This window comes from Pseudoalteromonas sp. GCY (assembly GCF_016695175.1).
GTDB lineage: Bacteria > Pseudomonadota > Gammaproteobacteria > Enterobacterales > Alteromonadaceae > Pseudoalteromonas.
This window is the reverse complement of sequence record NZ_CP068022.1, coordinates 402394-417500: the sequence shown is the minus strand read 5'-3', so window position 1 is coordinate 417500 and position 15107 is coordinate 402394. Positions and strand designations below refer to the sequence as shown.

The 15107-nt window shown below is 43.9% G+C and carries 8 protein-coding genes and 2 rRNA genes (1 of these 10 running past the window's edge); 6 read left to right on the top strand and 4 right to left on the bottom strand.

Going from position 1 to position 15107, the window contains the following annotated elements; genetic code table 11:
- The 3 genes from JJQ94_RS01705 to JJQ94_RS01695 form a co-directional block, all read left to right on the top strand.
- Positions 1–2833, top strand: a 23S ribosomal RNA gene (locus JJQ94_RS01705); it begins 146 nt to the left of the window's first position.
- Between the two features lie 118 nt (positions 2834–2951).
- Positions 2952–3065, top strand: a 5S ribosomal RNA gene (gene rrf, locus JJQ94_RS01700).
- A 408-nt stretch (positions 3066–3473) separates the two neighbouring features.
- On the top strand, positions 3474–4505 hold the full coding sequence (locus JJQ94_RS01695) for an IS110 family transposase (RefSeq protein ID WP_201435422.1): 1032 nt from the start codon (positions 3474–3476) through the stop codon (positions 4503–4505).
- Between the two features lie 626 nt (positions 4506–5131).
- Here the strand turns inward: JJQ94_RS01695 and rlmF are convergent.
- Positions 5132–5989, bottom strand: coding sequence for a 23S rRNA (adenine(1618)-N(6))-methyltransferase RlmF (gene rlmF / locus JJQ94_RS01690; protein ID WP_099028492.1), 858 nt, complete (start codon positions 5987–5989; stop codon positions 5132–5134).
- Positions 5990–6164: 175 nt separating this feature from the next.
- On the opposite strand from rlmF, the gene JJQ94_RS01685 reads away from it, so the two are divergent.
- Entirely contained in the window at positions 6165–7085 is a 921-nt protein-coding gene (locus tag JJQ94_RS01685; protein ID WP_099028689.1) for an alpha/beta fold hydrolase, read from the top strand.
- On the opposite strand, the gene JJQ94_RS01680 is transcribed toward JJQ94_RS01685, so the two are convergent.
- Together JJQ94_RS01680 and JJQ94_RS01675 are read right to left on the bottom strand one after the other, a co-directional pair.
- Positions 7027–8493 (bottom strand): tetratricopeptide repeat-containing sulfotransferase family protein, encoded by a 1467-nt coding sequence (locus tag JJQ94_RS01680; protein WP_099028493.1) that lies wholly within the window; start codon positions 8491–8493, stop codon positions 7027–7029. The two genes, JJQ94_RS01685 and JJQ94_RS01680, sit on opposite strands and share 59 nt — an antisense overlap.
- Positions 8494–8591: 98 nt before the next feature.
- A complete protein-coding gene (locus JJQ94_RS01675) occupies positions 8592–11189 on the bottom strand; it encodes a TonB-dependent receptor plug domain-containing protein (protein WP_099028494.1) in 2598 nt (865 codons plus the stop codon).
- A 532-nt stretch (positions 11190–11721) separates the two neighbouring features.
- On the opposite strand from JJQ94_RS01675, the gene JJQ94_RS01670 reads away from it, so the two are divergent.
- Positions 11722–12096, top strand: coding sequence for a hypothetical protein (locus tag JJQ94_RS01670; protein ID WP_010379229.1), 375 nt, complete (start codon positions 11722–11724; stop codon positions 12094–12096).
- Positions 12097–12151: 55 nt separating this feature from the next.
- Positions 12152–13513 carry a leucyl aminopeptidase family protein gene (locus tag JJQ94_RS01665; protein ID WP_099028495.1) on the top strand — a complete coding sequence of 454 codons (1362 nt, stop codon included), beginning with the start codon at positions 12152–12154 and terminating at the stop codon, positions 13511–13513.
- A gap of 97 nt (positions 13514–13610) precedes the next feature.
- On the opposite strand, the gene JJQ94_RS01660 is transcribed toward JJQ94_RS01665, so the two are convergent.
- Positions 13611–15083 carry an aminoacyl-histidine dipeptidase gene (locus tag JJQ94_RS01660; protein ID WP_099028496.1) on the bottom strand — a complete coding sequence of 491 codons (1473 nt, stop codon included), beginning with the start codon at positions 15081–15083 and terminating at the stop codon, positions 13611–13613.
- Positions 15084–15107: the final 24 nt, after the last annotated feature.

Genomic DNA, 15107 nt, shown 5'->3' with positions numbered 1-15107 from the left:
CGTTAACTGAATACATAGGTTAACGAGGCGAACGCGGAGAACTGAAACATCTAAGTACCCGTAGGAAAAGAAATCAACCGAGATTCCGAAAGTAGCGGCGAGCGAAATCGGACCAGCCCTTAAGCTTTAGTGTAGTTAGTGGAACATGTTGGAAAGCATGACGAAACAGGGTGATAGTCCCGTACACAAAAACTTATCTAAAGTGAAATCGAGTAGGTCGGAGCACGTGAAACTTTGACTGAATATGGGGGGACCATCCTCCAAGGCTAAATACTCCCAACTGACCGATAGTGAACCAGTACCGTGAGGGAAAGGCGAAAAGAACCCCTGTGAGGGGAGTGAAATAGAACCTGAAACCGTGTACGTACAAGCAGTAGGAGCCTACTTGTTGGGTGACTGCGTACCTTTTGTATAATGGGTCAGCGACTTATATTCTGTAGCGAGGTTAACCATTTAGGGGAGCCGTAGCGAAAGCGAGTCTTAACTGGGCGCTTAAGTTGCAGGGTATAGACCCGAAACCCGGTGATCTAGCCATGGGCAGGTTGAAGGTTGAGTAACATCAACTGGAGGACCGAACCCACTAACGTTGAAAAGTTAGGGGATGACCTGTGGCTAGGAGTGAAAGGCTAATCAAACCGGGAGATAGCTGGTTCTCCCCGAAATCTATTTAGGTAGAGCCTCGGACGAATACTTACGGGGGTAGAGCACTGTTAAGGCTAGGGGGTCATCCCGACTTACCAACCCTTTGCAAACTCCGAATACCGTAAAGTAATATCCGGGAGACACACGGCGGGTGCTAACGTCCGTCGTGGAGAGGGAAACAACCCAGACCGTCAGCTAAGGTCCCAAAGTGTATGTTAAGTGGGAAACGATGTGGGAAGGCTAAAACAGCTAGGAGGTTGGCTTAGAAGCAGCCACCCTTTAAAGAAAGCGTAATAGCTCACTAGTCGAGTCGGCCTGCGCGGAAGATGTAACGGGGCTAAACATACCACCGAAGCTACGGCTGCGAATATACCACCCAAACTATTTTAAGATTAACGTTGATGCACGAAGTGCCCAACGGTCAAGCGGTCAACACGTTGAGTTGGCAAGAGATAGTTTCGGGGTATATTCGCGGGGTAGGGGAGCGTTCTGTAAGTGGCTGAAGGTGTGCCGGGAGGCATGCTGGACATATCAGAAGTGCGAATGCTGACATGAGTAACGACAAGAGGAGTGAAAAACTCCTCCGCCGGAAGACCAAGGGTTCCTATCCCATGTTAATCAGGGTAGGGTGAGTCGACCCCTAAGGCGAGGCTGAAGAGCGTAGTCGATGGGAAACGGGTTAATATTCCCGTACTCGGTATGAATGCGATGGGGGGACGGAGCAGGCTAGGCAAGCATGGCGTTGGTTGTCCATGTGAAAGGCTGTAGGCTGGTGACTTAGGAAAATCCGGGTTGCCAAGGCTGAGAGTCGAGACGAGCCACTAAGGTGGTGAAGTTGTTGATGCCCTACTTCCAGGAAAAGCCTCTAAGCTTCAGTTCATACTGAATCGTACCCTAAACCGACACAGGTGGTCAGGTAGAGAATACTAAGGCGCTTGAGAGAACTCGGGTGAAGGAACTAGGCAAAATTGTACCGTAACTTCGGGAGAAGGTACGCTCTTGTTTGTGAAGGACTTGCTCTGTAAGCAAACGAGAGCCGCAGTGACCAGGTGGCTGGGACTGTTTATTAAAAACACAGCACTGTGCAAAATCGTAAGATGACGTATACGGTGTGACACCTGCCCGGTGCCGGAAGGTTAATTGATGGGGTTAGCTTAGGCGAAGCTCTTGATCGAAGCCCCGGTAAACGGCGGCCGTAACTATAACGGTCCTAAGGTAGCGAAATTCCTTGTCGGGTAAGTTCCGACCTGCACGAATGGTGTAACCATGGCCACGCTGTCTCCACCCGAGACTCAGTGAAATTGAAATCGCAGTGAAGATGCTGTGTACCCGCGGCTAGACGGAAAGACCCCGTGAACCTTTACTACAGCTTGGCACTGAACATTGACCCTACATGTGTAGGATAGGTGGGAGGCTTTGAAGCAGAGACGCTAGTTTCTGTGGAGCCGACCTTGAAATACCACCCTTGTAGTGTTGATGTTCTAACTTAGGCCCCTGAATCGGGGTTGAGGACAGTGCCTGGTGGGTAGTTTGACTGGGGCGGTCTCCTCCCAAAGAGTAACGGAGGAGCACGAAGGTTTGCTAAGTACGGTCGGACATCGTACGTTTAGTGTAATGGTAGAAGCAAGCTTAACTGCGAGACAGACACGTCGAGCAGGTACGAAAGTAGGTCATAGTGATCCGGTGGTTCTGAATGGAAGGGCCATCGCTCAACGGATAAAAGGTACTCCGGGGATAACAGGCTGATACCGCCCAAGAGTTCATATCGACGGCGGTGTTTGGCACCTCGATGTCGGCTCATCACATCCTGGGGCTGAAGTCGGTCCCAAGGGTATGGCTGTTCGCCATTTAAAGTGGTACGCGAGCTGGGTTTAGAACGTCGTGAGACAGTTCGGTCCCTATCTGCCGTGGGCGTTTGAGAATTGAGAGGGGCTGCTCCTAGTACGAGAGGACCGGAGTGGACGAACCGCTGGTGTTCGGGTTGTGATGCCAATTGCATTGCCCGGTAGCTACGTTCGGAACTGATAACCGCTGAAAGCATCTAAGCGGGAAGCAGGCCTCGAGATGAGTTCTCACTTTGACTTAGAGTCAACTGAAGGGCCGTTGAAGACTACAACGTTGATAGGCGAGATGTGGAAGTGCTGTGAGGCATTAAGCTAACTCGTACTAATTACCCGTGAGGCTTAACCATACAACGCCAAAGTGGTTTATAAGCGACAGAAGTTAATAGACTAAAGTAGACAAAAGAATTTAATAAGCTTTTTCCGGATTTACATTGATGAGGGAGACTTCATTGATGAACAGAATTTCCTGGTGACTATAGCGTTTTGGACCCACCTGACCCCATGCCGAACTCAGAAGTGAAACAAAACAGCGTCGATGATAGTGTGGATTACCCATGTGAAAGTAGAACATCGCCAGGGCCAAATAAGAGAAACCCGTCGCAGTAATGCGACGGGTTTTTTGCTGTTTGGGTTATAGAAATTTGAGATATAAAAAACCTCGTGAGGTTTTCTAACCTAAGTAAATGCGCTCCCACCATAGCATAAGCACTATGCAACATGGTAGGAGGTGGTTTACCCGCCGATGGGTTGCAATGAAAGCTTCGGCTCAGAAATAATGTGGAACACCCATGTACATCAAAACCCGTTTCAACAATACGACGGGTTTTTTGTTGTTTGGGATATAAAAAACCTCGCGAGGTAAACTCACTCCCACCACAGTTTAAGCACAGTGCAATATGGTAGGAGATGTATGGACTCCTCCCCCTTATCGGGAGAGTACGGTATAAAGATATTGCAAAACACTTTTACCAAATAAGGAGTCCATACATGACACAGTCTAATTTAATTGCTATCGACTTGGCAAAAAACATTTTCCAGGTGGCACAGCTGAAAGGCAATAAACTCAAGTTTAATAAGCCAATGAAACGCGAACCTATGCTTGAGTTGCTAGCAAAAACCGAGGGTTCAAAGGTCGTGATGGAAGCTTGTGGTAGCGCCCAGCATATTGCTCGCAAAGCACTGTCACTGGGGCACGACGTCATGTTGCTTCCCCCTAAGTTCGTAAAAGCGTTTAGGCAAGGCCAAAAAACCGATGCAAACGATGTTCTCGCCATTGCCAGTGCAAGCCAAGCATACAACGTGAAGCCCTGTAAAATCATGACAGTTGAAGAGCAAACGTTACAATCATTGAGCCAAGCGAGAACCTTAGTAGATAAACAAAAGACTCAGCTTTCAAATCAAATACGTGGATTGCTATTAGAGTTTGGTGTTGTCATTAATCAAGGCGATGCTGCGTTAACACAAGTCGTTCCAGATATTTTAGAAGATGCTGAAAATGCGCTCCCCATCGCATTAAAACAAGCACTCGCGGTGAGTTATGACCTATATAAAACACAATGCGACGCTAAAGCACAGCTACATAAACAAGTTGAAGCGATAACCAAGCAAAATGAGAGCTGCCAGCGTTTAATGGCATTAGAAGGCGTTGGCCCAATTATCGCGATAGAGCTGCTATCCTTTTTAGGCAATACTTCACAATTTAGTGATGCCAGAGGGGCGGCGGCATGTGCAGGTGTTACACCGACCCAGCACTCATCAGGCGGAAAAGCCAAGATAGGTCATATCCCCAAAAGACGAGGCAATACATTAAGGAAAAACCTGTTTCTCGGTGCAAGAACGGTAGTCAGCAGGCTAAAACATAAAGAAGCGACCACAGAGAAAGAACGCTGGATAAAAAACCTACTCGCCAAGAAAAGCGTGAAATGTGTTGCCATTGCATTGACCAACAAAACGGTTAGAACTGCCTATGCCTTACTTAAAAACGGTTCAACATACGAGCCAAAAATCTTAGCGGCATAGCACTGAGTAACAGAAGAACAAATCAAGATAAACAGAAAAAGAAAGCAAAAAGCATACTGAGATTACCCCCAGTATTGAACAAGCCAAGATAGAGCATTAAGCGGTGAGACCCACCCTTGAGAGCCTGTTAAAGCGCAGGTGTATACAAATACCGCGTAGGAGATAAGGCACAAGGGCGCGAATACATCAAAGAGGCCGAGGTAGCACCTCATCAAGAGCCCGGATATAAGCACGCAATCACACCAATAATGCTAAAAGTGGCTTGTACAATTGGAGGAGTCCATATAAGGTGGTTTATCCGCCGATGGGTTGCAATGAAAGTTTCGGCTCAGAAATAATGTGGAACACCCATGTACATCAAAACCCGTTTCAACAATACGACGGGTTTTTTGTTGTTTGGGATATAAAAAACCTCGCGAGGTTTTCTAACCTAAGTAAATGCGCTCCCACCACAGCATAAGCACAGTGCAATATGGTAGGAGGTGGTTTACCCGTCGATGGGTTGCAATGAAGTTCCGGTAAAAAAACCATGTACATAAAAACCCGTAGCAGCAATGCGACGGGTTTTTATGCTTTTTAGGTAGAAAACCTCGCGAGATAAATTCGTTCCCACCATATACACATTGCTAGGGTTTGAAAAAACTCCAGGCGATAAAACGGCTTGTTTTATTACCTTGTTCCATCTCGATCAATTTCACTTGTTCGGCAGCGACCTGTTTAAGTTGTTGTTTAAGTGGTTTTACGTTGTCTTTATTCGAGATAAGGGAAGTAAACCAGTAAACTTGCTCTTTGAAAGTGACACTCTCAGAGATCATATCCAGTATAAAGCGCTTTTCTCCACCTTCACACCATAACTCTTGAGCTTGGCCACCAAAGTTTAGCGACGCTTGTGGTGCTCTGTTTAGGTTTTTCCACTTTCTTTGCGTGCCCTTGTTTGCATCTGCTTCACTGGCATGGAAGGGCGGGTTACATATTGAAAAATGATAAAACTGGTTTGCTTTTATTATCGTTTTAAAAAAGTGATTAGGCTGCTTTTGTTGCATCACTTTTACCGGCAACTTATTTAGTTCTGCGATGGTTTTGGCACACTTCACAGCAAGAGGATTGATATCAGAGGCAACAAAGCGCCAGTTATACTCTCTTGATCCTAAGATGGGGTAGATCAAATTGGCACCAGTGCCAATATCTACACCTTGCACCTTATCGGGCAAGTTACTTTTATCTAACAGATCTTTCAACGCATGGATATAGTCTGCTCTGCCTGGAACCGGCGGGCATAAAAATTGTGCAGGGATATCCCAAACTTGTATATCGTAGTCTGATTTAAGCAATGCTTTATTCAACAGTTTTACGGCATCTGGATTAGTGAAGTCGACGCTTTTTATGCCATCAGCTCGGTTGTAAGTAAAATTCTTTAAAGCGGGTTCAATTGCCATGAGCTTGTCTAGATCATAGCCTGAGTTATGCTTGTTTCTTGGGTGCACAGGATTCTTCGAATAAATAAAAAGGATTATAACACTTTTAATCGAACGCTTAAGTCTTGAATACTGGCTTTATCTTAAAGGCATATCAACCTCTTTATTTGCTTCGTTTAAGAGTTTACTTATCAATCAGTCAACTGGTACGATGAGGCTAGTATTCAAAGAAAAAAACAAAGAAATGATAGAGCAAAAATCACTATTAGTTGATATAGCCGATGGGCATAAACTCCACCTCAGATATATAGCGAAACCGGATAGTAGCGGCCCCGTTGTGTTTTTTATGCATGGTGCGGTTGAAAATGGCAAAATTTTTTATACTGAAAGCAATAAAGGGCTAGCGCCTTTTTTAGCTGAACACGGCTATCGCTGTTTTGTTGGTGATCTTCGTGGGCGAGGAGAGAGCATACCTAAAATCGACGCTGAAGCGGATTATGGTCAAACTGAATCAATCTTGCACGAAATCCCTGAAATGCTGAATTTTATCGAACGATATACCGGATCTAGAGCACAATATTGGATTGCACATTCTTGGGGAGGTGTATTGATGAATAGTGTTTTTGCACGCTTTCCTGAAGAAATCCAGCATGTTAATGCATGTGTCTATTTTGGCTCTAAGCGTAGTTTACATAACAATCACCTGAGCAAATTACTGAAAGCAAACCTGCTGTGGTTTAACGTTGCGCACTATTATTCGAAAAAGCATGGTTATTTACCTGCAAAGAGGCTTGGTTGGGGAAGTGATGATGAGTCTTTAAAATCACATGCTCAAAGTGCTGACTGGGCTCAGAAGCACCCATGGATTGACTCGGATGACGGTTTTAATTATGCCGCAGTATTACAAGACATGACGTTACCTCCAATCTTGCACATTGCGGGTGTTAAAGATAAAGCACTAGCACAACCTGTCGATATTCAAGCATTTATTCGTGAATCGGGAAAGGGGATACAAGAACTCAGAATTTATGGAAAAAAGCACGGCCATCGGCACAATTATGGGCACATAGACATGTTAACCCATAAACATGCACGTGATGATCAGTTTAAAGATTTGCTGGCGTGGTTTGATCGCTTTGCGGTTGAGCAATCATCTTCTCAATAAACGCTTCATAGCGCTGCCACTTTTCTAGTGGCTGCGTGCTGATTGGCTTTCTGACCTGCGCTTTACTTAGGGTATGCACCGGCTTTTTAGATTTGTGAAACTCCAAGCATTCTGGTTCGTATTTCTGATATAAAAAGCTCAAGCATTGTTTGAGGGACTTTTCAGGCTCTGCGATAAGTTGTTCGTAACTGAGCGTAAAAATATCTCTTTTCATAAATTGGTTAAAATGTGACATCAAGTCGCTTTGCGCTTGCGCATACAAGGCAAATTCACTTAAAGAGCAAAAGTAGGGCTCGCTTTCGGCGAAATGATTACTATAGACCGACCAGGCTGTAGCATTGAGGTTACGAGTTAAATGAATAATTCGTGCCTCAGGGAAGAGCTTGTGGATTAAGCCCAGATTTTGAAAATTAGCTGGAAGTTTATTGATCACCACTTCTTCCGGCACTCGATGTCGCTTTATCTCGTCGACATAGAGTATGCGGCAATGATCTAACATAGAGTTACTTAGTTGGTCTAAACAAGCAGGGAACTCTGCATTATTGCGTTTACTGAGGTAAGGGACAATTTTATCGCTGATCACGGTATTCTCGCCTAGTGTACCAACATGTGAATGTTGCACTAGCATTTGTTCTAGGAGAGTCGAACCAGTTCTTGGCAAACCAACAATAAAAACAGGCGTAAATGTTGTCTTAACCCTATCACTAGGTTTATCAAAAAACGCTTTGCCGCAATGCTGTTTGATTGATTCAAAAAATGGCAGCATGTCTACAGTACGAAACTCGCTCATCAGCAGCTGTGTATCATTCGCTAAAGCATAGTTATCTTGAGCTGCATTAAAGTTACCTAATTGTTCATGACACTTAGCTAGAGCATAGTGGATCACGGTTTTTAGTCTCGGTGCTTCAAACTCATTTTCCAACTTTTCTAAAATCGTTAAGTATGTAGGTAATTCTTTGGCTGAGGACATCTGTACCAGTTCGTACAGCATAAAGGCAGTCACTGTACTATGAGGACAATCTAATCCCGCTTTAAAGACGTTTTTAGCTTGTTCAATAAAGCCATAGTCCAGATAAAATTGACCGAGTTGGTAATGGGCTTGGGCATTATGTTTTGCCACGCTTAAGGTGTATTCAAGTACGGTCTTTGCGTCAACCGGTGAACCTACGGCTAAAAACGCATCGGCCAATGCGAAGAGCGGCTCAAGCATTTTTGGTAAATGTTCGCATGCTCTTTTTAAATAGTAGATTGCGTTATCATACTGCTCTAAACGCATGCAAATGCGGCCTAAACCAAATAGAGCAGGACCGTTGTTAGGTGACTGTTTAAGTACAGACTTGTACATAAACTCTGCTTCTCTAAGCTTGTTTTCGGCTAATAATTCGTTGGCTCGCTTTAATAACAACATGTTTGTATTCAAAATTAACTGCTTTGTTATATAGGATAAAAATAAAAAGGCGAAATAGCTAATGCTAGTTCGCCTTTGTTTCTGGGTTACAGTAAAAGTTAGAACGTATAGGTTGCTTTCACATAGTAGAAACCACCATTAATACCGTATGGTGAAGTTTCGTAGTATTTTCCGCCCCAGTTGTTATTTGGGATACCCGTAGCGTCAAAGAAGTCTAGTTCTTCAGCATCTTGGTCAAAGATATTATTTGCACCAACAGATAGACTGATTGAATCTGTTGCAAAGTAGGTAAGCTCTGCGTCAAATGTGATTGTCGCATCCGCTGTTTTTGCTGTTGCATCATAATCTACGTGGACGCCTTGGTATTCCCCAAAGTAGTTCATACGAACAAAACCTGAGAAGTTATCCCATTGCTGAGCCCAAGTTAATGTACCTCTATGCTTCGGTAAGTCGTTTTCTAAACGAGATACCTTGAAGTCACCTGTGATAGCAGAGAAGCGGTCTACTTCAGTTTCATTCCAGTTGTATGCTGCACTGAATGTGGCATAACCACCCAGCATATCCATAGAGTAGTTACCAACTAAGTCGATACCTTGAGTCGTGGTATCGAAGTCATTGGTAAAGAAGCTCACCTGCGCCAAGTTATCAACGTTAGGAACACCCGCCGCTTTAAGGGCTGCTTTGTCAGCATCACTTAAAACGATTTTTTCAGACTGGCTTAGACGGTCAGTTACTTCAATGTTGTAGTAATCTAACGTAATAAATAAGTCGCCAGAGCGATATACCGCACCTAGTGTATAACTTTCTGACTCTTCAGGAGTCAATTCAGTACCACCAAGCTGCTCTGAAACAGGGTTTGTTGGTGGTAATAGTGCTGAATCTACCAGTACACCACTGCTTAAGTTTGTCTGCACGTTAGACACGTTAGCTTGACCTACCGTTGGCGCGCGGAAACCGGTACTGATTGAACCACGAACCGAGAAGTCTTCGGTAACATGATATTGACCTGTGATCTTAAAGTTTGTAGTCGAACCAAATGAATCGTAATCTTCGTAACGAAGCGCCCATCCCATCATAAATTCTTCAGTAAATGGTGTTTCAATATCTACATAAGCGGCATAGTTACGACGAGTGTATTCTCCTGCTGCAGAAGGTTTAAATCCAGGGAAACCATTTGAACCTATCCCAAAGCCTTGCTCAGTCAGCGGCCCTGCAATAAATGATGCTTCGTCACCTGAAAGTACTTCGAATGTTTCTTCGTGCCACTCAAGACCTGCCGCAACGTTTACATCATACGCTAAATCAAAATCATAGCCCTTTGATACATCGAAATTGAAATTCTTTTCCAGTTGGATGTATTTACCTGGGCTAAAGTCCATTGGTGTATCAGCGCCAAGAGAAGCATTCACAGTATTAGTGATGAAATAACGTGATTCGTTACGGCCGACTGAGCCACTCAAATCCCAAAAACCGCCTTCAAGGAAACCATCTTTAAATTCACCTTCAACACCAATAGTTAGAGAGGTATCAGTGATGTTACCACCAAAATTTGGAGTAAAACCGCCTGGTAAAATTTCATTAAAGGCAAAACAGTTTCTACCTAACTCTGTATCAGCCGCAATTAATTGATATGCTGGGATATTCGCTACATTTTTATCCGTTAGATTAACGACTGGACACTCGATGCCAACACCTACGCCATCTAGGTCGCCTACGAGTAAGGTTTCGCCACCATCGTTAGAATAAACACCTGGACGGGTTTGAGGGTTTCGATAATAGAATCCGCCTTTAACGTCTCGCTCAGAGTAGTTACCAAACATATAGAATCGAGCATTGTCAGTGACGTCTACACCAATGTTACCAAAGATACTGATATCGTCCTTGATTTCTGGTGCACCCCAAATTTGCGCTGGGTCACCAACGCCTTCAACTCCAGCACCAATGTATGCTGCTGCGTCAGGACGTTGAACACTGCGGCTGGTCGCATCTGCTTCTTTGTACTGAAAGCTTAGGTTAGCAAATCCATCGTCCGTAAATGGCAGACCTACGTTACCTTCGATCACCGTCGTATCGCCGTCACCTTCGTAATATTCACCTTGACGAATAGAGAAAGATCCCCCTTCGCTTGCGTCTTTAAGAACAAAGTTCATTACACCTGCGATTGCATCTGAACCGTACTGTGCTGCTGCACCATCACGAAGTACTTCAACTTGTTTCAATGCGATACTCGGGATCACTGAAATATCAGGACCTTGAGCACCGTCGTTAATACCACCACCTAAAAAGGCAATAACCGACGAACGGTGGCGACGCTTACCATTTAACAAAATCAGCGTACTATCAGCAGGCAATCCGCGTAAGTTAGCTGGCCTTACTAAAGTCGCTGCATCACTGATAGGATTCGCGTGTACGTTCAAAGACGGTACTGATCCTTTCAGTAACTCGAGCATGTCAGAACCTGCCGCCTTTGACATATCTTCTGCACCGATTATGTCGATAGGTACCGGTGACTCGCCTACAGAGCGAGGCGCCGCCCGAGAACCTACAACGGCGATTTTTTCGACTTTTTCATCTGCTTTAGCTTTTGTTTGATTGGCTTCTTCAGCCATTACGGTAGTGGTAAGAAGTGAAGTAGTTGCTGCTGAAGCGAGCGCGAAGCGAATTGCACGGCGCAGCGTGTTACTTTTTAGTTTCATCCTGTTTCCCCAGTTGATTGTTGTTGTCATACCAATAAAAAAGGTCATTTATAATATTTTTACCTTTAATACACATATAATTTAATTTGCTCTATGTTGGCAAGCGCTTTTTTAAAATTAGCAGTGATTTCTGAAACTGCAACTTTCTTAATAACTTTTTGTTTAGGCTAAGAAGAATTGCAAAATTTGAATGGTAAGTTATTGTTGAAGATGAACTTTTGAGCACTTTAGCTACTTTTCTAGACAAACACCCAGCTGCTTAAAATTTGTTGTTACAAAATTTAGCGAGTTTACTGAAATTTCATTATTCAGTTTTTGTAGATTAATTGAACAGTGCTGAACGTTAGTCTTTGTGTGAGTGATTATTGTACAGTTTTGTGTGGTAATTTAGGTTGATTTTGTTCTAGTTCGTTGTTTTGCACACTTTACGTATAACTTTGCTCACTAGAATAGGTAATTTGTATCAATGGCTAATAGCTAAAGTGCTAAAAATTTTGATAGACTCTGGACAACACTATCTTTGAGTTTATTAATGAAACTGATCAAAGTTGTCCATAAAGCACCGATGCGCGTTGCTCGGATCAGTAAACGCAGACAGCAAATAAGATTGCGCAGAGCAATGATTGCGCTCAAATGCGCACTAGAACAAGAGAAACAAGAAACTAAAGAAATGCTTGAGATATACAAGCGATATACTTTGGGGCGAGCGCATAAGGCTGAGCTAAAAACAGCAAACGCCCAACTCGTGGATATTCTCAAAGGATTAGGACTGGGTGTGTTTGCAGTTTTACCTTTTGCCCCCATTACCATTCCGATAATCGTAAAGGTTGGTCAATTAGTGGGCGTGGATGTTTTGCCTAGTTCATTCAATTTGAAAAAAAAGCCAACAAAAACCAAGGAACAGTGAATTTTCTTTTTAGCCTTGGTAATCTAAGTACGAACATAATAAATTTGAGGCCTACATGAACAACCTACTCGTTCACTCTGCTATGGGTACACCCATTTCTATCTTCTCCGCTGCAGAATTAGCATCATGGCAAGCGCAGCAGTCAAGTACGACACAGCTTTTCGTAAAAACCGCACAACTTCAGTCGCAAAAAACCATTCTTATTCCGAATGCTGATTCTGGAGAAGTAGAGCGAGTTATTGTTATTGCTGAAGACGATGATTTTTGGCTATTGGGCGATCTTGCAAAGCAGTTACCAAAAGGCACTTATTTTATTGATATCGCTTCTGAGCAAGTTGAAAACCACGCTATTGCTTATTTACTGGGGGCGTATCAATTTTCTGCTTATAAAGAATTGCCAGCGATTGTCGCAAAGCTTGCTATCGCAGATGCCAATATATATGCCAAAGTAAAAGCGGCTGTCGAGTCTATTAATCTAGCAAGAGATCTGGTAAACACACCAGCTGCCGATATGATGCCTCAGCATATGGCTGAAGTAATGGAAGAGCTCGCAGAGCAATATGGCGCATCATTTGAACAAATTATTGGTGATGAGTTGTTAGAGCAAAACTACCCAACGATCCACATGGTGGGCCGTGCGAGTGACAATGCTCCGCGTTTGCTTGATTTACGTTGGGGTGATGAAAACCACGCAAAACTTACTTTAGTTGGGAAAGGCGTATGTTTTGACTCTGGTGGTCTGGACTTAAAACCAGCGTCTGGAATGCGTAATATGAAAAAAGATATGGGCGGAGCGGCTCATGTTATCGCGTTGGCCAATATGATTATGGCGGCAAAACTGCCTGTTAGATTACGCGTACTTATCCCTGCGGTAGAAAATGCGGTATCTCGCAATGCCTTTAGGCCAGGTGATGTGATCAAAACACGTAAAGGTATTACGGTTGAAATTGACAATACCGATGCCGAAGGACGCTTGGTTTTATGTGACGCATTAGCTGAAGCGCAAACAGAAGCGCCAGAGCTATTGATAGATTTTGCAACCTTGACAGGTGCGTGTCGCATCGCCCTTGGCACTGAACTTCCTGGTTTTTATTCTACAGATCAAGCGATTGCTTCTGAGCTAATGGAAATTGGTCTGGGTAATGCGGATCCTATCTGGCAACTGCCTTTGTTTGATCAATATAAGGCGCTGTTCAAGAGCGATATCGCAGACATTGCTAACTGTGGTTCGACGCCATTTGGTGGTTCAATAACAGCAGCACTGTATCTAAAAGAATTTGTTGAGCCAGCCACGACACCTTGGCTACATTTTGATGTGATGGCTTGGAACGTAAGAGCGTTACCGGGTAGACCTGTTGGTGGTGAAGCATTGGGTCTTAGAACTATGTTTAGTTATCTTGAGAAAAAGTTTAGCTAATCGCAGAGTCTGAAATCTATTAAAAGCCCAGCTACGTAAGCTGGGCTTTTTGTTTATCTAATAACCTGATTTCATGGTAATTAGTTTTGGATTAGTTTTACTGCTTTTCAGGAATGTTTTCTAAGATCCCTTTCATTTGCTGCCAATATAGACCAACGCTTGAAATTTCTACTTTTTCCTCAGGAGAATGTGGAAATTTGATGGTTGGACCAAAAGAAATCATATCCATGTTCGGGTAAGGCTCTTTGAACAAACCACATTCAAGACCAGCATGAATAACCATAATATGTGGCTTTTCACCGTAGATTGACTCATACATATCACGGAAAATAGCTAATACTTCTGAGCTTGGATCAGGTTTCCAGCCTGGATAAGCACCACTGAATTCAATGTCAGCTTGTGTCAGCTCAGCCAGTGACCGCAACATACCCTCGACATCACTGCGACCAGAATCAATTAATGAACGGATCAAACATAGGACTTCTAAACTGTTATCTGTAGTAGAAATTACACCCATATTAAGTGAGGTTTCAACAACACCTGGAATATCGTCGCTCATGCGTACAACACCATTAGGGCAAGCATTGAGAAGCGCTAATACTTTGCTTTCAGAAGCTTGGCTCATTGGCAATGTAGTACTTTTTGAAGTGCTGAGCGCAAATGTGATCCCGGTTTCTATGGCACATAACTCTTGCTTAATGATGGTTTCATAAGCTTCAATCAGCGCGTGGAACTCGCTTATTTGTGTTTCATCAAAACTAATGACAGCGTATGCTTCGCGCGGAATTGCATTGCGTAGGGAGCCGCCTCTGATCTCGATAAGTCTTAGATCAAAGTCTGCGATATGGTGCTTTAAGAATCTTGCGAGCAATTTATTGGCGTTGGCACGACCTGTGTGAATGTCGACGCCAGAGTGTCCGCCGCGTAAGCCTTTTAGAGACAGCTCAAAGATTTGATGGTGTTTAGGTAACGCTTCTCGCGCGAGTTGTAGAGTTAAGGATGCATCTACACCACCCGCGCAACCCATGTAGATCTCACCTTCCTGCTCTGAATCGGTGTTAAGTAGGATTTCACCTTCTAACCAGCCAGATTGCAAACCAAACGCGCCGCTCATACCTGCTTCTTCATCAACGGTTAGTAACACCTCAAGTGGACCGTGCTTGATATCGTCAACGTCTAATACGGCTAAACACGAGGCCATGCCGATACCATTGTCTGCACCTAGCGTCGTGCCAGTTGCAGTTACCCAGCCATTATCAACATATGGCTTGATTGGATCGGTAACGAAGTCGTGTGCTGTATCGTCATTCTTTTGTGGCACCATATCAATGTGCGCTTGCAATACAACGGGCTTACGATTTTCCATGCCGCTCGTCGCAGGCTTTTTGATGAATACATTACCAGTTTCATCACGACGTACGTCTAAATTTTTGCTTTTAGCCCAGTCAATAATAAAGCTTGCTAGCGCTTCTTCGTGTTTAGAAGGATGGGGAATGGCACAAATTTGGTCAAAAAACTTCCAAATTGCTTGTGGTTCTAATTGACTGATCTCGGTATGCGCTTTGAGCACAATAGACTCCTTGGATGAGAGATA

Coding starts and splice junctions, on each gene's coding strand:
- JJQ94_RS01695 (WP_201435422.1), top strand. CDS start 3,474: ATGACACAGTCTAATTTAATTGCTATCGACTTGGCAAAAAACATTTTC.
- JJQ94_RS01685 (WP_099028689.1), top strand. CDS start 6,165: ATGATAGAGCAAAAATCACTATTAGTTGATATAGCCGATGGGCATAAA.
- JJQ94_RS01680 (WP_099028493.1), bottom strand. CDS start 8,493: ATGTTGTTATTAAAGCGAGCCAACGAATTATTAGCCGAAAACAAGCTT.
- JJQ94_RS01675 (WP_099028494.1), bottom strand. CDS start 11,189: ATGAAACTAAAAAGTAACACGCTGCGCCGTGCAATTCGCTTCGCGCTC.
- JJQ94_RS01670 (WP_010379229.1), top strand. CDS start 11,722: ATGAAACTGATCAAAGTTGTCCATAAAGCACCGATGCGCGTTGCTCGG.
- JJQ94_RS01665 (WP_099028495.1), top strand. CDS start 12,152: ATGAACAACCTACTCGTTCACTCTGCTATGGGTACACCCATTTCTATC.